A 23,647-nucleotide genomic window follows, 5' to 3' on the forward strand; every position below is an offset into this window, starting at 1 on the left:
AGGTGTTTTTTACCTCGTAGGAAGAAGCGAAGCCACCGAACATTCTAGCCACTGGAACTGGACAATGCTTTCGCTGAATTTTGAGGTGGGAGTATTACTGCCCACAAATAGGGGGATAAAGAAAATAATGTCCAATTAAAATAGCATATTTCAAATATCAGGAGGAATACATTCTATGAAAACTATGAAAATCATTGCGGCAGTAGCCATGACCGGAACATTAGCTTTAGCTGGTTGTAATTCAGATAATCATTCTGCATCTAGTTCGTCCAAGGCTGCAGAGCAATCAAAAAGTAAAGAGCAAACTACTGCAACGAATGTGAAAGATGGGGTTGCAAATTTACTGCATGATGCTAAACAGCTAAAGAAAGGCATTAATGCGAATGATGAAGCAAAAATGAAAGAGATTGGTCCGAAACTTGAAGAGAGTTGGGGGAAATTTGAAGATGGTGTAAAATCACAATACCCTGATCAATACGCACAAGTTGAAAAATACCTTGATCCAATCGTAGCAGGCTCGAAGGCAAGCACGATTGATAAAGATACACTTTTAAAATTAGATAATCAGTTGATTGATGTTTTATATCAAATTTCAGAGAAACTCATTCCTGTCGATCAAGTTAAAGCTGGGGTTTCAAAGCTACTTACAAAAACGGATGAATTAAAACAAGCAATCAATGCGGGTGATGAAAAGAAAGTAAAAGAGATCGGGCCAAAATTAGAAGATATTTGGAAAACATTTGAGGATGGAGTAAAACCGCGATATCCGGATCTCTACGAGAAGATTGAAAAATCTCTGAATCCAGAAGTAGCAGGATCTCAAATAAGCCCTCTCGATAAACAAACGCTTGGAAATTTAAATGATCAGTTAACGCAAGCGTTACATGATTTAGAACAAAAGGCAAAATAAAAATAGAGAAAAGGGGATCCCTTTTCTCTATTTGTTTTCTTCATGTAAAAATAAAACCATATGCTCTTCATCCCAATATTGGTCATTATATTTTAACGAACGTTCTTGTACGCCAAATGTTTTAAAGCCTAACGATTCGTAGAGTTTCTTTGCACCTTCATTGCCAACGACAACATCAAGCATAAGTTGTTCTACTTCTAATTCTTTTGCTTTTTCAATTGTTGCTTGCATAAGTGCTTTCCCAGCGCCCATTCCGCGCGCTTTTGGAGAGACGTAAACAGAACCGACTTTTGCTTTATGTTCTTGTTTTAAAAATGATTTTGTTTCTAAAGTTGCAACACCAATTAACTCGTTGCCTTTAAAAGCACCAAGCGTGTAATTTTCGTTTTGGTCTAATATTTGCGCTTTATATTCAACAGGATCTTCCTTATTAATAATATCTTCGTAAGAAGAACTGAACGCTTCTGGATTTTGCTGTAATCCCTCGACGCGAAGTGCTAAGTAAATTTCTGCATCTTTTTTCGTTAATACACGAATTTCCAATTGTATCATCCTCCAATTCTTTGGTGGTAATGTTATATTTTATATTAAAATCATAATACTTTCAAAAAATAGGCTCGATATATAAAGTGAAACTTTAATCAGTGGGGGTTTTCTTCATCCCCCACTGATTATCAGCCCTCACCAATCGGGCTTTTACGGGCAGTTTATCTCCCACCTAACTTCTTAAGAAAGGCGGAAGCGGCTCGCTCAGAATCGCAGGACGTTGGAGCACCCGACAGAGAGGCGCTTTCTGCCTCGTCCGAGGGGGCGAAACGACCGGAGATTCTAGCCGCTAGAGCTGGACAATGCTTTCGCTTAATTTTGAGGTGGGAGTATTACTGCCCGTTAATGCGGGATAAATCCATTTTCATGTTTCAACATATAAGTCACTGCTATGCAGAATACACCATGACCTCCATTTACTTGCTCGCACGTGGCAGGAAAAGGTCCTGACCGCTACTATGTATGTCTAGATGCTCTCGCTCATTTAAAAAGAAAAGGGTTTACATATAAATAAAAATAGCTATTTGAAAGGTAATTCTATAGTAAATGTAGTTCCGATTCCGACTTCGCTTGTTACATGTATGGAACCACCATGCAATTCTACAATTTCTTTTGCAACAGCTAAACCAATACCTTTTCCACCAGTTGCTCGTGTTCGGGATTTATCAACCCGGTAGAAGCGGTCAAAAATATGTGGTAAGTCTTCACTTGGAATTCCTTCTCCTTCATCTTGTACTTGTATAAGAAAAGTATGCTCCTTTTTTAATACAAGTACTGTAATATGAGAATTTTCGTGGGAATGCTGATGTGCATTATGTAATAAATTTAGCATGACTTGCTCCATGCGGCGATCATCTATGCAAGCATATAAATCCTCTTGGCAATATAAAGAGATATCTATTTGCTTTTTTTTAAGAGATGGTTTTATTTTTTCAACCATACGCTCGGCAAATGGCAACAGTGCGATTGACTGTTTCTTTATCGTAAATTGATGTTGTTCAAGCTGCGCAAGTTCAAATAAGTCTTGGACGAGTTCAGTAATATTTTCTGTTTCTTCTTCAATGATTTGTAAATATTCTTCCCGTTCTTCTTTAGATAAAGACCCTCTTTTTGCCACTTTTGTGTATCCTTTTACATATGTAAGCGGGGTTAGCAATTCATGTGCGACGCTTGCAAGAAACTCGTTTCGTTCTTTTTTCATGTATGTTAACTCACTAGAAAGTCGTTCAATTGTTTCTGCTAAGCTGCCTAATTCATCTTTACTTTTAATACCTAAAGTAATGGGCTCATTTTGTTTCATCATTTTTTCAGTTGCTCGCTTCATTTTAATAAGTGGGTTTGTAATGACCCTTGAAAATAAAAATATTAAAATTGTTGTGAGAGCTACTGTCAATGCACCGACGGTAACAAATTGTTTCGTTAATCGAAAAATCATTTTTTTTATAGATGTAGTTTCTAAAAACATATGGACATAGCCAATTACTACTCCATATTTTACAATAGGGCTAACTGTTGAAATATATTTTGATTCTTTCCAGCGATCTTCGGTTATCATTCCATCTCTAGGAATGTACGTAATCTTTTGTTCCAGTTGTTTGCGCATGTCTTCTGTAATGGCATCAGAAGAATCTAATATGTGGCCTGTTGAATCTGTTATGACAAGTTTTGTATGAGAAGGAGAATTAGATTCTATCGTTGCTACACGTTCAAATATTCCTTCTCTATAGCGTTTTTCAATAATATTACGATACCAAGTTCCTTTTTCTAATAAGGCCGTAGTTTCTTCGTCTACACGCATTTGTGCCAGTGTTGTATGAAAAGATACAAATAGTACAGATTCAATGCAAAGAGCTAATAATAAAAAGTACGTCCCAAGCTTTATAGAAAGTTTATTCATTATGATTCACAACCTTTTCCTGTACTAACAGACAGTAAGACCTCTACCGCAAAGTTATGAAGAAACAACGAAAATCGATAGAAGAAAAACTGCTAGTATATGCCTAAATAGTTCAACTAATCATTAGCGGGGAAAGAAGAAGCATCCTTGCTGATGATTAGTTAAACTTTATCTTTATGAGGGGCCGCTTTTCCATTTGTAACCTATTTTATAAACAGTTTCTAGGTAATCTTCGATAGGAAATCCTGCTTTTCGAAGCTTTTCGCGTATATTACGAATGTGAGAATCAACGGTACGATATTCAATATCTGTTTGAAATCCCCAAATTATTTCGATAAGCTCATCGCGGCTATAAGCACGGTTTATATTTTGTAAAAAGAGTCCAAGTAAGGAAAACTCAATTGGCGTGAGAGAGAGTTTTTCATTATATACAGTTACTGTATGTCTAGTTTTATCCCATTCGATGCCGTTAAAGTTTACAAATCCCTCTTTCTTCGTACGGCGAAGTACAGCTTCTATACGAGCAATTAATACTTGCTCATCAAACGGTTTTGTAATATAGTCATCAGCACCTAATGTGAGTCCTTTCACCATGTCATAATTTTGATTACGCGCTGTTAGCATAATAATGGGGACGTTACTGATTTGCCGAATTTGAAGGCAAGCCTCCCAACCGTCCATTTTTGGCATCATCACGTCTAACAAAATAAGATCAAATTCTTTTTGCTGAACAAGTTCAAGTGCTTCTTGTCCTGATGTTGCCTTCATGCAAAAATATCCGCGCGGACTTAAAAATAAATCTAATAAGCGAAGCATGCGTTCTTCATCATCTACTAATAATAGTTTGGCCATAATGATGTCCACCTCAAATTTTCATTATTTACTCCTGCATTAAGAGTTAGAAGGAAAAGATAAGAGAATCAAACTCTCACTAATAGAAGTTTCCTTTATATTATTCTACATGAACTTTACAAAAAACACTGTTCATATGGTAAAGAAAAGGATAATTGCCATAAAAAATGCACTACTTTTGCACATCTTTTTTTTATAATAAGCAGTGTAGCAGCACAAAAATACCCTATGTTGCGACATAACGTCATGTCATTTTGATTTCAAAATGACAAATTCCATTCTATTGTGTACGTGAGATAGAGAACATTTTTCGTATTCACCTCGCATCGGATAAGAAAAATTTCTATCTCACGGCTTTTTTTTGAATGTAGATAAAGGGGATTTTGATAGTGAACAAAGAAGAAAAATTCCTTGAAAAGCAGAAACAAGAACGAAATGTAGCTATAATCTGCATTGCGGTATCAATGATGATAATCATTGTTTGTGCTAGAAAATTTTTTTGGTTGTTATAAATAATTTTTCATTGTGAGATAGATAAACATGCTTGCTAAAGCAGATAAAAAGCCTCGTACATTGTACGAGGCTTTTGTGATGCAAATAAACAGCATTTGATACAGGAAAAATACCTACTTCAAGATCTAGAAGTGGGTGTTTTTATGTTAAAAGAGGAGTTAAGCATTGAGAAATAAAACCATATGTTCTTCATCCCAATATTGTCCGTTATATTTTAAAGCACGTTCTTGTAAGCCGAATGTTTGGAAACCAAGTGATTCATATAATTTCTTTGCCGGTTCATTTCCGACAACAACATTAAGCATAATTTGTTCTATATCTAATCGAGGGGCATTTTCAATGATTGTTTCCATTAACGCTTTTCCAGCACCAAGGCCACGTGCTTTTGGAGAAACGTATACAGATCCGATTTTCGCCTTATGCTCCTGTTTGACAAATGGTTTTATTTCAAGAGTGGCAATACCGATTAATTCATCCTCTTTAAAAGCACCTATTGTAAATTTTTCAGGGTTATCTAACCGTTTGGCAATTGCAGCAACGGGATCTTCTTGTTTCATAATATCTTCATAAGAGGAACCAAATGCTTCTGGGCTTTGCGTTAATCCTTCTATGCAAAGCTGTAAATATATATTTGCAGCTTCTTTTGTTAATACACGAATGTTCATATCAGTTAACCCCCTAATGGTTTTTATGTAATGAAATTATATATTAACTTCATTAACTATTCAACTTATATATATGTTACATTTTTATAACCATATATATAAGTTGAAAAAACGACATGAAAACATCTGTCCTTTTAAGGGGGACAAGAGCATCTGGCCGTGCATAGCAACGACTCATCTGTCGGAAAATTAAAATGAATTTATATAAAAAGATTTCTCATGTGAGAAATCTTTTTATCGCTTTATTTATCCCGCATTACCGGGCAGTAAAGGCTGGGGAAATACGGGGAAGAAAACTGCCCGTAAAAGCCCGATTGGGCGGGCTAACCATCAGTGAGAAAAGCGTCACTGATGGAAGTTTCACTTTATCATATCTGGCGAGAAGACCCCTATCTCAAGTGCGCAACGGTAGGTGGGGGTAGTTCAATTACGCTTGTTGATACCCTTCAATTCGTTCTGGGTGTGTGTAAATATTACAAGAATCACCGCGAATAAAGCCAACAACAGTAATTCCTAAATCATGAGCAAGTTCTAGAGCTAATTTTGTCGGAGCGGATTTTGATAGGACAATTTCACAGCCGATTTTTGCAACTTTAAGTAAGATTTCAGATGAAATGCGTCCGCTAAAGGCAATTACCTTTCCTGTTATCGAAATGTTGTTTCGTAGGCAATAACCGTAAATTTTATCTAAAGCATTATGACGCCCGATATCCATTCGTGAAACGAGAATTTGTTTTTCATCACATAATGCGGTGTTATGTACACCACCTGTTTCTTTGAAAGTAGTAGAGGATTGCTGTAAATCCTTCATTAGACGAAAACAATCTTCAGGCCCCAAGGTAATATGAATATCGTGCATTGTTTTTGCTTTTGCAGCATCATTTACAAATACAAAACCTTGTCTGCTTTTCCCGCAGCACGATGTAACATATCGTTTGTTATAGCAAGTTTGATAGAGTGGATTTGTTTGCGTCGTTGTGACATGCGCAAATCCTTTTTCTTTTTGGATCCATAATTGTTCAATATGTTTATAGGAAGGAATAATACCTTCTGATACTAAGAAGCCAACGACCATGTCTTCAATATGATCAGGTGTACAGACAATTGTTACATATTCTTCACCATTTAGCTTAATTGTAAGTGGATATTCTGTTACAATTTCATCATCTTTTTGATGAAATGTCCCACCTTGGTAACGAACCATTGTATATGTGCTTTGAACAGACTCCATCCGATTTTCCCCTTTATCAATTATTCTTCCATATTTATCATAAGACAACAAAAAAAGAAAAGCATTTGTTTTGTATATATAAATCGATTTTGATTTTCAGGAACAGGCCCTGACCGCTACTATGCATGGCCAGATGCTCTTGCCTGCCTAAAAAGAAAAGGGGGGATTTGTATTTATATAGAAATCCATCTTAGTTTTATAATGTAAAAGCCGCTGTTATGAAGAAAAAAGGGGCCTATACTCGCTTTCTCCCTTTGTTGTAAACTTCGCACGTGGCAGAAAAAGGCCCTGACCGCTACTATGCATGGCCAGATGCTCTTGTCCACCCCTAAAAAAAGGGGTTTTTATGTCTGTTTTTCAATTTGTACTCCCATACATTCCTTGGTTATTATTTGTATTCTACGATATAATAGAATCGTAGTCATATACATCAATTGTAAGCTTATTTTATACATCAAGAATCTACTTCTAAGAACTGTTTTTTGTTTTGAAAAAGAGCGTGTAGCAACACCGCTTTGAAAACGTATTCAAAATGTGTTGTACGGTTGGTTGTAAGGAGAGGGTAAAGATGTCAGAACACAAAATTCGTGTAACTGTCGATGGTACAGAGTATATTTCATCTAGTAAAAAAACGATATTGCAGTTATTAAACGAAAGAGAGCTTGAACACCCGCAAATTTGTCATGTACCAGAAGTAGATCCGATTCAGACATGTGATACATGTATTGTTGAAGTGAATGGAAAGCTGATGCGCGCTTGCTCAACAAGCCTTGAAGAAGGTATGCATATTGAAAGAAAATCGAAGCGAGCGGTTGAAGCCCAAACAGAAGCAATGGATCGGATACTAGAGAATCATTTATTATATTGTACTGTTTGCGATAATAATAACGGGAATTGTAAAGTCCATAATACAGTGCATATGATGGGAATTGAAGAACAGAAATATCCGTACGAACCGAAAGTGAGCGCTTCGGAGGTGGATATGTCTCATCCGTTTTATCGTTACGATCCAAATCAGTGCATTGCATGTGGTCAATGTGTAGAAGTGTGTCAAAACTTACAAGTAAATGAAACTTTATCTATCGATTGGAATTTAGATCGCCCGCGTGTCATTTGGGATGATGGCGTATCAATTAATAATTCCTCTTGTGTAAGTTGTGGTCAATGTGTAACGGTTTGTCCATGTAATGCCCTAATGGAAAAATCGATGCTTGGAGAAGCTGGTTTTATGACGGGGATCAAACAAGATGTATTACATCCAATGATTGATTTTGTGAAAGATGTAGAACCGGGTTATAGCAGTATTTTAGCTGTTTCGGAAGTAGAGGCAGCAATGCGTAAAACGAAAATCAATAAAACGAAAACCGTTTGTACGTTTTGTGGTGTAGGATGTTCATTTGAAGTATGGACGAAAGATCGTCAAATTTTAAAAGTACAACCGTCATCGGATGCACCGGTAAATGGGATTTCAACGTGTGTAAAAGGGAAATTTGGATGGGATTTTGTAAATAGTGAAGAACGTATTACAAAGCCGCTTATCCGTAAAGGAGACATGTTTGTTGAAGCAACTTGGGAAGAGGCACTGGAAGTTGTTGCAGCAAATATGAGTCATATTAAAGAGCAATACGGCAATAATGCTTTTGGATTTATTTCTTCTTCTAAAGTAACGAATGAAGAAAATTATTTAATGCAAAAGTTAGCGCGCCAAGTATATGGGACAAATAATGTGGACAACTGTTCTCGCTACTGTCAATCACCAGCAACAGATGGTTTATTTAAAACAGTAGGCATGGGCGGTGATGCAGGAACAATTAAAGATATTGCAGAGGCAGGACTTATCATTATTGTTGGAGCAAATCCGACAGAAGGTCATCCTGTTCTTGCAACGCGTGTGAAACGTGCACATAAACTGCATGAGCAAAAATTAATTGTGGCTGATTTGCGTAAACATGAAATGGCAGAGCGTGCAGATTTATTTGTTCACCCAAGTCAAGGTACAGACCATGTTTGGCTAGCAGGTGTAACAAAATATATTATCGATCAAGATTGGCATGATCAAGCATTTCTAGCTGAAAACGTAAAGAATTTTGATGAATATAAAACAATGTTAGAGAAGTATACGCTTGATTATACAGAAAGTGTAACGGGCATTTCAAAAGATACATTAAAAGAAATGGCAAAAATGATTCGTGATGCAGATGGCACATGTGTACTTTGGGGTATGGGAGTGACGCAAAATACAGGTGGAAGTACGACATCAGCTGCAATCTCTAATTTACTTCTTGTAACAGGAAACTACCGTCGCCGCGGTGCAGGAGCATACCCGCTTCGCGGACATAATAACGTACAAGGCGCTTGTGATATGGCAACATTGCCAAACTGGCTGCCTGGTTACCAAGCGATATCCGATGATGCACTGCGCGCGAAATTTGAAAGAGCATACGGCGTTTCGATTCCGAAAGAGCCTGGATTAAATAATATTGCGATGCTGATTGCTGCAGAAGCAGGGAAATTACGTGGTATGTATGTGATGGGAGAAGAAATGGCATTAGTTGATTCTAACGCGAATCATGTGCAGCACATTTTAGAAAATCTTGATTTCCTTGTTGTACAAGATATGTTTTTAACGAAAACAGCTCGTTTTGCAGATGTCATTTTACCAGCAGCACCGAGTTTAGAAAAAGAAGGAACATTTACGAATACAGAACGTCGTATTCAGCGTTTATACGAAGTTATGCCGCCGCTTGGTGATTCAAAACCAGACTGGTGGATTTTACAAAAGGTAGCTCGTGCATTAGGTGCAAATTGGACCTATGAACATCCAAGTGAAATTATGGATGAAATCGCATCACTTGCTCCTTTATATTCTCAGGCAACATATGATCGTTTAGAAGGATGGAATAGCTTATGCTGGGGTAGTCATGATGGTAGTGACACGCCGTTATTATATGTAGATGGATTTAATTTTCCTGATAAAAAGGCACGTCTATCACTTGATGAATGGGTACCGCCAGTCGAAGCACCGGAAGAATATGATTTATTATTAAATAATGGTCGTATGCTCGAACATTTCCATGAAGGGAATATGACAAAGAAATCGGCAGGTATTTTATCAAAAATGTCAGAGGTATTTGTTGAGATTTCCCCTGAACTAGCGATGGAGCGAAATGTGAAGGATGGAGGTCTTGTCGAACTTGCATCACCGTTTGGAAAAATCAAAGTTCCGGCGCTTATTACAGATCGTGTAACTGGAAACGAACTATATTTACCGATGCATGCAACAGTAAATGAAGAAGCAATTAATATTTTAACAGGAACGGCAACGGATCTTTATACATGTACACCAGCATATAAACAAACGCGCGTTAAAATGCGTGTGCTGCGTGAAAAAGGAAATCGTCCACTTCCTGCTTCCAACCCGCGAAATAAAAAGCGTCATCCGCAAAATGGTGTCGAAGTGCAGCAGAAATGGCAACGAAAACAATATGTATCACTTGTGGATGAAAACTAGGGGGCGAGCATTGTGGCAAAAGAAATTACGATGATTCAAAAAACAGTTGTAACAGAGGAACAACAGAAACAACAAGTTTCTGAGGAATTATTACAACAGTTAGGAGAGAATCAACAGGCAATTGAAGAAACGATTCATTTGTTAGCACAGCTTCAAAAAGCTGGTTTGTTAGATGCTGCTGTAAGCTTGCTGGCAGCGAAAGAAGATGTTTCGAAAATTGCAATGGAACAATTAAATCGTGAGCCAGTGAAAAATGCATTAAATAATATGATGGGTGCAGGAGAAGCGCTATCTTCAGTAGAACCAGAAGTGACCAAGCAAGTAACATCTAGTTTAATTACAGGTTTACAATATGCAACAGATGAATTAAAAAAAGGGCAGAGAACAAATGTGATGGATTTCTTTAAAGTATTACGAGATCCAGATATAAATCGAGCAATTACATTTGGATTTAACTTTTTGAAAGCATTTGGTCAAGGGCTAGAAAAGAAGAACTAATAAGAAAAAGAGCGATGGATTTAGAATCTATCGCTCTTTTACATGTTTAGTAGAATATATTATGATGAAAGAGATGGGTTTTAATATATAACTATTTTCATTTTTCAACATATAAGTTTCTGCTATGCAGAAAAAGGGAGCCCGTACTTGCTTTCTCTCTTTGTTTTTACTTTGCATGTGGTAGAAAAAGGTCCTGACCGCTTCTATGCGCCGCCAGATCCTCTTGCCCATCTAAAAAGAATGCTTTTATGTCGGTTTTTTAATTTGGATTTATATAGTTTCAGAATATGGAGGAATCTATGCTACACCGTAAAAAACTATCGATACCAGGGGTAATGAAACAATCCTTTCAAACAGTAAGGTTCGCCTTTGGAAATGTATTATCGTTTCAACTCATGTATAAACTCTTAGCCGCAATTGTCTTTATCCCACTGTTCGGTATGATTTTCAACAAGTTATTGTACTGGGGTGGATATGCAAATGCGACAAATGATGAATTACTTGCGTTTTTTAAAACACCGTATGGAATTGTAGCCATTGTCGTTTTATCTGTGCTAGCACTTTTTCTCATTTTTATCGAATTTGCAGTACTTATTATTATTTCGTATTTTGCGCATAAACGACAAAAGGTGAGACTACGTCCAATTTTATATAAAACGGTAACGTATTTACCTTCTTTTTTCACCTATTGCTTACCGGGATTTATTTTGTATGTTGTGGTTTTACTACCTCTTTTAAGCATCGGTTATAAATCTGCACTTCTTCCTGAAATTCAGATTCCTAATTTTATTTCAGGTGAATTATTGAAAACAACAATGGGCCAAATTGGATATTATACCTTTTTCGGCGTAGTTGCCTATTTCAATCTGCGTTGGATTTTTGTTTTACCCATCATTGTTTTAGAGGAAAAGCCGTTTCGCGTAGCTGCTCGTCAAAGTGCGAAGTTAGTAAAAGAAAACTTTTTGAAAGTCCTGTTCTTTTTAGTGGGATTTTTCATCTCTATAGGCGTTGTCTTTTTACTGTTTACAAGTGTTTATTTCTTGTTACTGTTTACAGTCTATGAATTTACAAATCCAGAAGGAACATTTGCTTTATTAGCACAATCGACTATATCTGTCTTTGTAACGAGTACATTATATATATTTGGCTTTATCGTTACGCCATTTTATATTATGGCGCTGATAAGGTTATATTTACAGAAGGTTCCCGTTGAAGCTGTTTTAGTAGAAGATGGCCTTGACTATTCGAAAACAAAAGTGGAGAAATGCTTCTTTCAGAAACATCGATTGAAATTTATAGGTGTATATATTGGCGGGGTTGTTGTAATTGGGATGGTATTGGCTTTTATTGTAACGTTTATTACGAATTCTTATAAAGAGCCGATTATTATGGGGCATCGCGGTTATATATCTAAAGGAGTAGAGAATACAAAAGAATCTGTACAAGGAGCGATTGATGCGAAAGCAGATTATGCGGAGATTGATGTACTGCAAACGAAAGATGGAGAATTGGCTGTTATACACGATTTGAAATTAAAGCGTCTTGCGAATGAAAATGTACAAGTGTCAGAATTAACGATGGATGAACTTCGAAGGCTTACGCTAAGGCAAGGTGAATTCTCAGGGGGAATTAGTACACTTGATGAAATTATTAAACTTGCAAAAGGGAAGATTAAGCTTAATATAGAAGTGAAGCTCCATGGAAATGAAGATGAAAATGATTTTGTAAAGAAAGTTTTAAAAACCATTGAGAGAAATGAATTTGAAAAGCAGTGTGTGATTCAAACATTGCATTACCCGCTTATTAAAGAATTTAAACGTACAAATCCAGATATAAAAGTAGGATATATACTATACGCAAGCGTAGCAAATTTAAAAAATGTTCCAGCGGATTTTTATGTAGCGGAAGAATACATGTTGAATAAGCGCTTAGTACAATCAGCTCGTAAATTAAATAAACCGATTTACGTATGGACTGTAAATGATATGGAAAACTTAAGGAAGTATTATAAATTGAATGTGGATGGAATTATTACAGACTATCCAGAAGATGCAAGAGCCACGATTAAAATGCTCAAAGAGCAAGAAGAAAATGAAACGGATATACTTGAGAAAATTACTGAAACAACGGAAGACTTATTTGCAAAGCTATTCATGGAATAATAGGCTGCTAGCTAAATGCTAGTAGCCTATTTTTTAGTACAGAGAGATCTGTACTAAATTGTTAGTCGTGTAAATAGGATGGTAGAAGAGCAGAGCAAAGGAGGCCGGGAATGGAACGATATCGTGTCATAGGCAAAAGTGTAAAGCGAAAAGAAAGTGCTGATAAAGTAACGGGAAGAGCAAAGTATATCAATGATGAAATAGAGGTTGGCACGCTATATGCAAAACTTCTTACGAGTCCATATGCCCATGCTTATATTCGAAGCATAGATGTTCGTGAAGCGAAGAAAGTACAAGGCGTACATGCTGTGGTAACGGGAGCGGATTATCCGATTCTTGTCGGTTCCAGTATCGTTGATCGTCCTCCGTTAGCCTTTGAGAAAGTACGGTATTTTGGTGAACCGGTTGCGCTTGTTGTAGCGGATGATGAAGCAATTGCAAAAGAGGCAACAGCACGAATTCGTGTTATATATGAAGAACTCCCGATTATTCGTTCACCTTTGCAAGCCTATAATGAATCGAACATATTAGTCCATGAACATGTGGAACAATATAAATTAGAAGAAAAAGTATACCCAAAGCCGCATACAAATATTGCGAATCGGACGAAAATTCGTAAGGGTGATATTCAAAAAGGTTTCGCTAGCAGTGACGCGATTGTCGAGGAAACGTTTTCTTTTCGGCAATCCGATCATGCAGCGATAGAAACACGGTGTGCGAGGGTAGAAATTAAGCCGAATGGAGATGTTATTGTTCATTCTACCTCACAGGCTCCTTTTGAAATAAAGAGGTTGTTAAGTGAAGCGTTTCAAATTGATAAAGGGAAAATCATTGTATATGTGCCGTTAGTTGGAGGAGCATATGGTGGAAAAACAGCAGTACAACTTGAATATTTAGCGTATATTGCTTCAAAAGCAGTAGGGGGAAGACGAGTTACTCTTCGAAATAGTAGAGAGGAAGATTTTATAACGTCTCCTGTTCATATTGGTTTACAAGCAAAAGTAAAGCTTGGATGTACAAAAGATGGAAAGCTGCAAGCAGCAGAAATTTTGTATTTATTTGACGGCGGTGCTTATGCTGATCGGGCAGTAACGATGAGTAAGGCGGCTGGACTTGACTGCACAGGTCCATATGCGATTGAGAACATTTGGTGTGATTCGCTTGGTATGTATACAAACCATACATATGCAACATCGTTTAGAGGTTTTGGGCATTCGGAGTATACATTTGCAATGGAACGAACGATTGATATTCTTGCTAAGAAATTAGGAATGTGTCCGCTTATGTTTCGTCTGAAAAATGCCATTAGGCCAGGGGATACAACACCGACACAAGTACCTGTAACATCAAGTAATACGGGAGATGTGACAGCGTGCCTACAAAAATTAAAATCGCTTATAAATTGGGAAGAGGGAAATAAAGTTACTCTATCTAATGGCATGATACGTGCAAAAGGGGTTAGCTGCTTATGGAAAAATTCGACTACACCAAGTAATGCCGGAGCGGGTGCTGTGTTAACCTTTAACGGCGATGGTAGTGTCAATATCAATTGCGGTGCTGTTGAAATTGGGCAAGAAACAAAAACGGTGCTAACACAAATGGTTGCCGAGAAAATGAACATGGATGTTGATGATGTGTATGTCATGATGGAAGTTAATACACAAGTTGCTCCAAAGCATTGGAAAACAGCAGGAAGTCGAACGACGCTTCTTGTTGGAAATGCGGTTGTAATGGCTGCAGAAGATGCAATGAGGCAGCTCTGTCAAACGGCTTCAAATATACTCGGGTACCCCGCAGAAGAATTAGAAGTTGCAGGAAAAGAAATCTGTGTCAAAGCTAACCCGAATATACATGTGCCTTTTTCTAAAATTGTGTTTGGGTATGTAGATTCAAATGGAAATGTAAAAGGAACAGAAGTGGTAGGGAAAGGGAGTTACGTACTTGAGGGAATTACAGACATTGATTATGAGACAGGGAAAGGGAAACAAGGTCCTGAATGGGGAGTAGGAGCGCAAGCGGTCGAAGTGGAGTTTAATCCTAAAGACTATACATATCGACTATTGAATGCTGTAACAGTTGCAGATGCGGGAACCGTTTTAAATAGAAAGGGAGCAGAGACACAAATTATGGGAGGAATGAGCATGGGATTAAGTTTTGCAACGCGCGAAACTTTTCACTATGATGCAAAAGAAAGAAATTTGAATTACCAGTTTCGTTCTTATAAAGTAGTTCATTACGGCCAACAGCCAAAATATATAGTGGATTTTGTAGAAGTACCGCATGAAGAAGCTGCATTTGGTTCTAGAGGACTTGGGGAACATGGAATTATTGGCATGCCGGCAGCTTTAGCGAACAGTTTATCTATTGCGGCTGGTATTTCATTGCGAAACTTACCGCTTACTCCAGAATTAATTTGGAAAGAGACGCAAAAAGGAGAAGGAATGGAATGATACCATTTGATTTTGAGTATTATCGTCCGGATTCTATTCAAGAAGCAATTCAGCTATTTCACCAGCTAGATAAAGAGGGAAAGAAGCCACTTTACTATGGCGGCGGGACAGAAATTATTACGATGGGGCGTTCGCAGCGAGTTCGAACGAAAGCTGTTATTGATATAAAAGAAATTCCGGAATGTAATGTTTGTGAATGGCAGGACGACAAACTTTTACTTGGGGCAACATTAACGATAACGAGTGTTCAAGATGCGAAGGTCTTTCTGCTCCTTGGTGAAACTGCGGGCCGTGTTGCGGATCGTACAGCAAGAAATAAAATTACAATTGGCGGAAATGTTGCGGGAAGGATTAGATATAGGGAGGCTGTACTGCCGTTTTTACTAGCTGATAGTACATTTGTCATTGCAGGAACAGAGGGTATGAAACATGTACCTGCTCATCAAGCTTTTATAAAAACACTTCAATTACAAAAGGGTGAGTTTCTTGTACAAATGATTACAGAGCGGCGGTATGTGAAAGCGCCGTATTATAGTGTGAGAAAACATCAACTAGAACAAATTGATTATCCACTTGTGACAGTTGCGGCAATGAAATATGGCGAAGAAATTCGGATGGCGTGCAGCGGTTTATGCGCTTTTCCATTTCGTTCACTTATGATGGAAGCGGCTTTGAATAATAAGCATATTCCATTAGAGAAAAGGATTGAACGTACCCTTACTTATATTCCTGCTCCTGTGTTAGATGATATAAGAGGCTCGCGTGCTTATCGGACATTTGTATTTCAATCGGTGCTGCAAGATCTATTGAGAAACTTTGCAAAGGGGGAAGAAGGATGAGAAACGTGCAGCTCATTTTGGATGTAAATGGAGAAGTGCGAGAAGTAGTTGGAAGAATGGCCGATACGCTGTTATATATATTACGTCATGAATTGGATTTAACAGGAGCAAAGCCTGGCTGTGAAAATGGTGATTGCGGTGCTTGCACAGTCCTTGTTGAAGGGATGCCAATCAAGTCTTGTATTATGTTGGCTGTTGAAGCGGTTGGAAAGAAAATTACAACGATTGAGGGATTACAATCAGCTCCTATTCAACAAGCCTTTGAAGAGAAATGGGCATTTCAATGCGGATACTGTACACCAGGATTTATTATGAATTGCCACGGACTTGTTACGCACAGACCTGATGCAGATGATCGAACAATTGAAGAATGGTTAAGTTCTAATATTTGCCGATGCACGAGTTATCAAGAAATTGAAGAAGCTATAAAGTCTGTCTTACAAAAGCAGCGAGGAGATTCATAATGACTTCCACATATGATGTATTAGAAGCGCTGTTATGTTGTGAAAAACGCTGTGCATTAGCGACGATTATTCATGTTGAAGGATCGGCATATAGAAAAGAAGGAACCATGATGCTTTTTCGAGAAGATGGTACAAAAGTGGGAATGCTAAGTGCAGGCTGCATAGAAGAAGAGCTTTTCTACTATGCTGCAGATGTTATGGAGCATAAAACGTGGGCGATTCATACATTTAATACGAAAGCAGAAGACGATTTGTCTTGGGGAGTAGGATGTAATGGTGTCATTCATGTATTAGTGGAACATATAGATGACACCTATAAAGCGATTTTACAAGACTTATATATTCATCTTGCTAATGGTTCCTCCGCTTGGATGGTGAAAAACCTTTCGTTAGAGCAAACCGCACTTATATATGATAATGATAATATTTTTGGTAATTGGGAAGGCTCTCTTCCGCACGCAACTGACTTGAAAAATGGGTTACAAGATGAATATTATAGCCAACATTTTATACCGAAGCCCCGGCTGTTTATTTTTGGGGCAGGAGAAGACGCCAAGCCACTCGTTCATTTTGCGAAGGAAACAAGCTTCTTTGTAACAGTTTGCGATTGGCGAGAGGGCTTATGTAATACTGATCAATTTCCAAATGCTGATGCATGTGTGGTTGGTTTTCCGGTAGAAATGATACAAAACCTTTCCTTACATCCAAGTGATTTTCTTGTCATTATGACGCATCACTTTGAAAAAGATCGACAATTACTATTTCTCTTATTAGAAAAAAATGTTCGTTATATAGGTGTTTTAGGACCACGTCATCGTACAGAGCGCTTATTAGAAGGTAAGCCAATCCCTCATCATCTCTATTTTCCTGTTGGAATTTCAATTGGTGCACAAGGTCCAAGTGAAATTTCCATTAGTATCATGGCTGAAATCATCGGGCAATTACGGGGGAAGTGAGATGAAAATCATTGGTGTATACTTGGCTGCTGGAAATAGTAGACGGATGGGACCAGGAATCCATAAACTTTCTCTTCCTTTACATAATGAACCACTTGGTAATACAGCCCTCAAAACCGCTTTGTCTTCAAACCTCTCCGATATGATTATTGTCACAAATGACGCGAGTTGGGTTTCACAATCATTACGATATGAGAACGTGCACATTCTTTCTTGTTCTGATTCTAGAGAAGGACAATCACATTCACTCCGCTGCGGTGTTCAGAAAGCAATGGATATGAAAGCGGATGGGATTGTTGTCTTACTTGCTGATCAACCCTTTATTAAAACAGAGTTAATTAATGAATTAATAGATTGTTATAAACAACATAAAACGGTCTATTATGTAGCAGCAAAGTATCGCGGAATTGCAAGACCTCCTGTTTTGTTTGCAAAGAAAACATTCCCTTTCTTGCAATCATTACAAGGTGATCAAGGAGCTCGCGCTATTTTTCAAGCTTCATTTGTAAAGGGCATAACGATATCGTATGAAGAAGCAGCCCTTTTTTATGATGTGAATAGCTGGAGTGATTATAAGAAACTAGCGCAGTATTATGGAAACTGATATGTAGATTTTTCGACATTCATAACTGAAAAGCGAATTGTATTATAGAATACATTTCATTAGGATTATCCTAAACAGGGATAGGCCTTTATTGTTGAGTGACTTTTAACATATATAAGTCAAAAAAACGACATAAAACCCCTTCTTCTTTTTAGTGGGACGGGAGCAACGGGCGGTCAGGGTCTTTTCCTACCACATGCAATGTTTAAAATAAAAGGAGAAAGCAAGTAACGGTCATTTTTTGTTCTGCATAGCAGCGACTTATATGTCGAAAAATTAAAATGAATTGATATAAAAAGAATATACTTCTAAAATGTTACAGGGAATTTGAAATGTATATGTATGCGATTTGTATTGGGTTTTTTACATTGTTATATTATTTTTAAATAATAAATAATGAATGTGTAGTTTCTATTGTTATAATAAAAATAGAATGATAGATAATAAAAAAACACGCAATCTCCTTGTAAAATAAAGTTTTTATATTTTTACTATTCCAAATATAAAAACTTCTTTTAATTTGATATGTTAGCGTTTTCATAATTTTCAAGTTATGCTAGAATAAGTTCATAAGTTATCAATTATTTAAAAAAGAAAAAAGAATTCTTTTTTTCTGTTAATTATAAGGGGGCATTTCATTATGCGTATTGGGGTACCAACAGAAATTAAAAATAACGAAAACCGTGTAGCTATGACACCAGCAGGTGTTGTACATTTAATTCGTAACAATCACGAAGTATTCATTCAAAAGGGTGCAGGATTAGGATCAGGTTTCACTGATGAGCAATATGTAGAAGCAGGAGCAAAAATCGTAGAAACAGCTGAAGAAGCTTGGTCTATGGAAATGGTAATGAAAGTTAAAGAGCCAATTGCAAGCGAATATAAATATTTCCGTGAAGGTTTAATTTTATTCACTTACTTACACTTAGCTCCAGAACCAGAATTAACAAAAGCATTAATTGACAATAAAGTAGTAGCAATCGCTTACGAAACAGTTCAATTAGAAAATCGTTCTTTACCATTATTAGCGCCTATGAGTGAAGTTGCAGGTCGTATGGCAGCACAACTTGGTGGACAATTCCTTGAGAAAAATAAAGGCGGTAAAGGTATTTTACTTGCTGGCGTTCCAGGAGTAAAACGTGGTAAAGTAACAATTATCGGTGGTGGACAAGCTGGTACAAATGCTGCTAAGATTGCAGTTGGTCTAGGTGCTAATGTAACAATTATCGACTTAAGCGCAGATCGTCTTCGTCAATTAGATGATATTTTTGGTAACCAAGTGACAACTTTAATGTCTAATCCTTACAATATTGCACAAGCTGTAAAAGAGTCTGATCTTGTAATTGGTGCAGTATTAATTCCAGGAGCAAAAGCACCAAAACTTGTAACAGAAGAAATGATTAAATCAATGGAACCAGGTTCTGTTGTAGTTGATATCGCAATCGATCAAGGTGGTATTTTCGAAACAACTGATCGTATTACAACACATGACGACCCAACTTATGTAAAATACGGCGTAGTTCACTATGCAGTTGCAAATATGCCTGGTGCGGTTCCACGTACATCTACACTTGCATTAACAAACGTTACAGTACCATACGCAGTACAAATCGCAAACAAAGGTTACAAAAAAGCTTGCTTAGAAAATACTGCATTATTAAAAGGTATTAACGCATTAGATGGTTATGTAACATTCGAAGCTGTTGCAGAAGCACACGGTGTAGAATATAAAGCAGCAAAAGAATTATTAGAAGCAGAAGCAGTATCTTGCTAATTTAAGTATCGAACAATATTTTCATACAACAAGATGAGAGCTAAGAGAAGTGTCTCTTAGCTCTTTTTACTAGAAGGGGGCAAAAGCCGTGGCCAACCTATTCAAAAAGAAATCTGTAACACAATTGTTAAGGCAAAGTCAAAGTAAGACTTTGACAAAAACATTAGGGGCATTTGACTTAACGATGTTAGGAATTGGAGCAATTATCGGTACAGGAGTTCTTGTATTGACTGGATTAGTAGCAGCAAGAGATGCTGGTCCAGCTGTTATTTTCTCGTTTATGATTGCGGCAATTGTTTGTGGCTTTGCAGCATTATGTTATGCAGAAGTTGCCACAGCACTGCCTGTATCAGGTAGTGTATATACGTATGCATATGCAACAATTGGAGAATTTGTTGCCCATTTAATGGGATGGACATTATTGTCAGTGTATGTTTTAACAACAGCAGCGGTAGCTGGCGGTTGGACGGGTTACTTTAATAATTTAGTAAGCGGATTGGGATTAGAAATTCCGAAACAACTGTTAACGATTCCAGCTCATGGCGGAATTGTGAACCTTCCAGCGGTTTGTATTACGTTAGTATTAACATGGTTACTATCTCGCGGTACGAAAGAAAGTAAACGTGTAAATAATGCAATGGTATTAATTAAAATTTGTATTGTTGTATTGTTTATTGCAGTTGGTGTATTCTATGTAAAACCAACAAACTGGACGCCATTTGCACCGTATGGTATCAGTGGGATTTTTGCCGGAGGAGCTGCAGTATTCTTTGCTTTCTTAGGGTTTGATGCGTTAGCAACTTCAGCTGAAGAAGTAAAAAATCCGCAGCGTGACTTACCGATTGGTATTATTGCATCACTTGCTGTTTGTACAGTTATTTATATTGCAGTTTGTCTTGTTATGACAGGAATGGTGTCATACAAAGAATTAAATGTACCAGAAGCGATGTCTTATGTATTAGAAGTTGTTGGACAAGATAAAGTAGCAGGTGTTATTGCAATTGGTGCAGTAATTGGTATCATGGCCGTAATTTTCGCTTATATTTACGCGACAACACGTGTATTCTTTGCGATGAGCCGTGATGGTTTACTTCCAAAATCATTTGCGAAAATTAACAAAAAAACAGAAGCTCCGGTATTTTCAACATGGTTAACAGGTATCGGAAGTGCTTTAATTGCCGGATTTGTCGATTTAAAAGAATTGTCAAATTTAGCGAATATTGGAGCGTTATTAACATTTGCGATGGTAGGTGTTTCTGTACTAATCCTTCGTAAAACACATCCGAAATTACAACGTGGCTTTATGGTACCGCTTGTGCCAGTATTGCCAATTATTTCAATCGCATGTTGTCTGTTCTTAATGGTTAACTTACCGCTTACAACATGGTTATACTTCGGTGCTTGGCTTGTACTAGGAGTTATCGTATACTTCGTATACTCTAAGAAACATAGCCACCTGCAACAAGATAAAAGTTCGCAAGATCATTTAAAACAAGCAAATTAAAGGGAAGAAAGCCTTATGCGTTGGGGAGCGCATAAGGCTTTTTTATGCTTTTGAAGGGATTTTAGGAAACCTTGCAGAATAACATATGTCGAAATACGGAAACGGAAGGAAAATAATGGTTGTAAAAGAAGAAGTAAGAGTTGTAGTTGGGGCTGAAGGATATAACAATAATCCAGGGTGGTTACATACACAAGAAAGTGACGTCAACTACCCACCACTTAAACGCTAACACGTTTTGAAGTGTGGGCTTGAAAAAAGGCCCTAGTTGTCTAGCCTTGGTCTTTCGTGGACTCCGTTCGTAGGTTGCATACCCAAGAATGATTCCCTAGTTCTTGGCTCTATGGTGGCTCTGTAACAGTTCTAATTGGGAAGGAACGGTCAACCACAAGTCTTCTTGTATAAGAAGTTGCCAACACCTACAAACATTGGCGAAGGGAAACAAACTCTTAGGAGGGACAAAACATGCGTGTATTTGTCAAGAATTTAAGAGGAGTACCGCTTATGCCTTGCAGTCCTCGTAAGGCACGGCTTCTTCTTAAACAAGGAAAAGCAAAGATTATTGGATACACCCCATTTACAATTCAATTGCAATATGCCACAGGTGAAGCGGTGCAACCCGTTACAATCGGTGTTGACAGTGGAGCCAAGCATATCGGCATTGCGATTACTACTGAAGACAAAGTGTTAGCAAAAGGAACTACTGAGTTACGTCAGGACGTCAAAGATAACCTTACACTGAGAGCTACATTACGCAGAGGCAGAAGACAAAGAAAAACGAGGTATCGCAAAGCTCGTTTTCTCAATCGAAAAAAGAAAGAAGGATGGTTGCCACCATCCATTCAAAGCAGAGTAGATAACCAAATTCATTGCATTGAAACATTCAAGTCATTGTTACCTTCGCCAAAGGTGATTGTCGAAGTAGGAAAATTTGATGCACAAAAGCTAAAAAATCCCGATATACAAGGAATCGAATACCAACAAGGAGATGCTTTTGGCTTTTGGAATACGAGATATTATGTATTCGCAAGAGACAATTATACCTGTCAACTTTGTAAGAAGAAAGGTGGCATTTTGCATACGCATCATATCATCGAGCGCTGCAAAGGTGGTTCAGATATGGCAGATAATCTTGTTACAGTACATGATGAATGCCATCAAAAATTTCATCAAGGGACACTCAAACACACTTTCAAGAAACCAAAACAATATAAAGAGACTGCTTTTATGAATATATTGCGGTTACAAATCATGAATCATTTAGATTGTGACATTACGTATGGCAGTTACACCACGCTAAAACGAAAAGAGTTAGGTTTATCCAAAACACATGTAAATGACGCAATTGCAATTACCAATCCAACACAAATACAAGAATATGATCAAAGCGGCGAATTTCACATCAAGCAATTTAGAAAGAAAAAACGTTCCCTACATGAAGCAACCGCAAGAAAAGGAAGGAAAACAAAGAATACAAGTGCAAAACGGAACAACAAAAATACACCGCATATAGATGGAATCTATTTGGGTGATAAAGTGAAAGTGTTTGGGCAAGTAGGATTTGTGACAGGATTTACAGGAAAAATGGTATACATACAAGATATACATGGACAATATATACAAAATCCTGCGAAATCTTATAAACAAGTGAAGAAATCAGAGATAGAACGTATACACCATACGAATAATTGGCAGTTCTTACAAATCAGTTAGGCGATGCTTAACCGAAATTCACCCCCATCTTACCACTGGGCTGTTGCCCGTCACGCGCTTGAAGATGGGGACTTCTTTCGGAAATACGTTAAATTTATTAAAAAGGGAAGATTGGACGAAACAATTTGCTCCAAACTCTATAGAAGCAATCTTAGCAGAGCATGTGTGGGAGCATTTAACATATGAAGAAGGAAGAGAAGTAGCAAAAATTTGTTATGAATTTTTACAGCCAGGCAGTCATCTTCGCTGTGCCGTACCAGATGCATTTTTTCCAGATGAAGATTATCAAGTTGGCGGACCAGGCCTATTAGATCATCCGGCAGCGAGCCACAAAATTGTTCATAACTATAAAACGATGACTTCAATGTTTGAAGAAGCTGGTTTTGAAGTGAAGTTACTAGAGTACTGTGATGAAAACGGAGAATTTCATTATAATGACTGGAATGAAAAAGACGGCTTTATTTATCGTTCCAAACGTTTCGATCATCGCAATCAAGATGGACAACTTGGTTTTGTTTCATTGATTGTAGATGCAGTTAAGCCTAAATAACGAAAAAAAGA

Annotated in this window: 19 protein-coding genes and 1 pseudogene; 15 read left to right on the forward strand and 5 right to left on the reverse strand. The window is 37.5% G+C overall.

The features are described from left to right. Positions 1 to 175 precede the first annotated feature (175 nt). Positions 176 to 910 carry a hypothetical protein gene (locus tag MR076_RS16445; protein ID WP_242222322.1) on the forward strand — a complete coding sequence of 245 codons (735 nt, stop codon included), beginning with the start codon at positions 176 to 178 and terminating at the stop codon, positions 908 to 910. A gap of 27 nt (positions 911 to 937) precedes the next feature. Here the strand turns inward: MR076_RS16445 and MR076_RS16450 are convergent, their stop codons facing one another. From MR076_RS16450 to MR076_RS16460, 3 genes are all read right to left on the reverse strand, one after another. Beyond that, entirely contained in the window at positions 938 to 1,453 is a 516-nt protein-coding gene (locus MR076_RS16450; RefSeq protein ID WP_242222323.1) for a GNAT family N-acetyltransferase, read from the reverse strand. Between the two features lie 523 nt (positions 1,454 to 1,976). Continuing rightward, positions 1,977 to 3,353: a HAMP domain-containing sensor histidine kinase gene (locus MR076_RS16455; RefSeq protein WP_242222324.1), complete on the reverse strand. Its 1,377-nt coding sequence runs from the start codon at positions 3,351 to 3,353 to the stop codon at positions 1,977 to 1,979. A gap of 174 nt (positions 3,354 to 3,527) precedes the next feature. After that, positions 3,528 to 4,205: a response regulator transcription factor gene (locus tag MR076_RS16460; protein WP_242222325.1), complete on the reverse strand. Its 678-nt coding sequence runs from the start codon at positions 4,203 to 4,205 to the stop codon at positions 3,528 to 3,530. A 389-nt stretch (positions 4,206 to 4,594) separates the two neighbouring features. Here MR076_RS16460 and MR076_RS26405 point away from each other — a divergent pair, with 389 nt between their 5' ends. Continuing rightward, positions 4,595 to 4,717: a hypothetical protein gene (locus tag MR076_RS26405; RefSeq protein ID WP_277928521.1), complete on the forward strand. Its 123-nt coding sequence runs from the start codon at positions 4,595 to 4,597 to the stop codon at positions 4,715 to 4,717. Positions 4,718 to 4,876: 159 nt separating this feature from the next. Here the strand turns inward: MR076_RS26405 and MR076_RS16465 are convergent, their stop codons facing one another. After that, positions 4,877 to 5,383: a GNAT family N-acetyltransferase gene (locus MR076_RS16465; protein WP_242222326.1), complete on the reverse strand. Its 507-nt coding sequence runs from the start codon at positions 5,381 to 5,383 to the stop codon at positions 4,877 to 4,879. A gap of 427 nt (positions 5,384 to 5,810) precedes the next feature. Continuing rightward, positions 5,811 to 6,614, reverse strand: coding sequence for a formate dehydrogenase accessory sulfurtransferase FdhD (gene fdhD / locus MR076_RS16470; RefSeq protein WP_242222327.1), 804 nt, complete (start codon positions 6,612 to 6,614; stop codon positions 5,811 to 5,813). Positions 6,615 to 7,182: 568 nt separating this feature from the next. Here fdhD and fdhF point away from each other — a divergent pair. The 13 genes and pseudogenes from fdhF (at position 7,183) to MR076_RS16535 (ending at position 23,636) form a co-directional block, all read left to right on the forward strand. Then, positions 7,183 to 10,125 carry a formate dehydrogenase subunit alpha gene (gene fdhF / locus MR076_RS16475; protein ID WP_242222328.1) on the forward strand — a complete coding sequence of 981 codons (2,943 nt, stop codon included), beginning with the start codon at positions 7,183 to 7,185 and terminating at the stop codon, positions 10,123 to 10,125. Positions 10,126 to 10,137: 12 nt separating this feature from the next. Continuing rightward, entirely contained in the window at positions 10,138 to 10,623 is a 486-nt protein-coding gene (locus MR076_RS16480) for a helical membrane plugin domain-containing protein (protein ID WP_242222329.1), read from the forward strand. A gap of 299 nt (positions 10,624 to 10,922) precedes the next feature. Beyond that, the gene (locus tag MR076_RS16485) at positions 10,923 to 12,785 is read left to right on the forward strand and encodes a glycerophosphoryl diester phosphodiesterase membrane domain-containing protein (RefSeq protein WP_242222330.1); all 1,863 of its coding nucleotides are present in this window, start codon (positions 10,923 to 10,925) and stop codon (positions 12,783 to 12,785) included. 110 nt (positions 12,786 to 12,895) lie between these two features. Then, on the forward strand, positions 12,896 to 15,235 hold the full coding sequence (locus tag MR076_RS16490) for a xanthine dehydrogenase family protein molybdopterin-binding subunit (protein ID WP_242222331.1): 2,340 nt from the start codon (positions 12,896 to 12,898) through the stop codon (positions 15,233 to 15,235). Further along, complete coding sequence (locus MR076_RS16495; protein ID WP_242222332.1) at positions 15,232 to 16,074, forward strand: FAD binding domain-containing protein; 843 nt, start codon at positions 15,232 to 15,234, stop codon at positions 16,072 to 16,074. Before MR076_RS16490 ends, MR076_RS16495 begins: the two co-directional genes overlap by 4 nt. Continuing rightward, the gene (locus tag MR076_RS16500; protein WP_242222333.1) at positions 16,071 to 16,538 is read left to right on the forward strand and encodes a (2Fe-2S)-binding protein; all 468 of its coding nucleotides are present in this window, start codon (positions 16,071 to 16,073) and stop codon (positions 16,536 to 16,538) included. The genes MR076_RS16495 and MR076_RS16500 overlap by 4 nt, the downstream gene beginning before the upstream one ends. Then, a complete protein-coding gene (locus MR076_RS16505; protein ID WP_242222334.1) occupies positions 16,538 to 17,494 on the forward strand; it encodes an XdhC family protein in 957 nt (318 codons plus the stop codon). Before MR076_RS16500 ends, MR076_RS16505 begins: the two co-directional genes overlap by 1 nt. Position 17,495: 1 nt before the next feature. Beyond that, on the forward strand, positions 17,496 to 18,098 hold the full coding sequence (locus MR076_RS16510; protein WP_242222335.1) for a nucleotidyltransferase family protein: 603 nt from the start codon (positions 17,496 to 17,498) through the stop codon (positions 18,096 to 18,098). Positions 18,099 to 18,738: 640 nt separating this feature from the next. Continuing rightward, a complete protein-coding gene (gene ald / locus MR076_RS16515; protein WP_242222336.1) occupies positions 18,739 to 19,872 on the forward strand; it encodes an alanine dehydrogenase in 1,134 nt (377 codons plus the stop codon). Positions 19,873 to 19,960: 88 nt separating this feature from the next. Then, positions 19,961 to 21,376, forward strand: a complete 1,416-nt coding sequence (locus MR076_RS16520; protein ID WP_242222337.1) for an amino acid permease — start codon at positions 19,961 to 19,963, stop codon at positions 21,374 to 21,376. Positions 21,377 to 21,491: 115 nt separating this feature from the next. Further along, positions 21,492 to 21,584 (forward strand): annotated as a pseudogene (locus MR076_RS26835) (class I SAM-dependent methyltransferase); the annotation flags it as partial. Positions 21,585 to 21,838: 254 nt separating this feature from the next. After that, positions 21,839 to 23,086: an RNA-guided endonuclease IscB gene (gene iscB / locus MR076_RS16530; RefSeq protein WP_242222338.1), complete on the forward strand. Its 1,248-nt coding sequence runs from the start codon at positions 21,839 to 21,841 to the stop codon at positions 23,084 to 23,086. Between the two features lie 64 nt (positions 23,087 to 23,150). Further along, on the forward strand, positions 23,151 to 23,636 hold the full coding sequence (locus MR076_RS16535; protein WP_242222339.1) for a class I SAM-dependent methyltransferase: 486 nt from the start codon (positions 23,151 to 23,153) through the stop codon (positions 23,634 to 23,636). Positions 23,637 to 23,647 lie beyond the last annotated feature (11 nt).

Source organism: Bacillus cereus group sp. BfR-BA-01380 (assembly GCF_022663535.1).
In the GTDB taxonomy this organism is placed as follows: Bacteria; Bacillota; Bacilli; order Bacillales; family Bacillaceae_G; genus Bacillus_A; species Bacillus_A cereus_BB.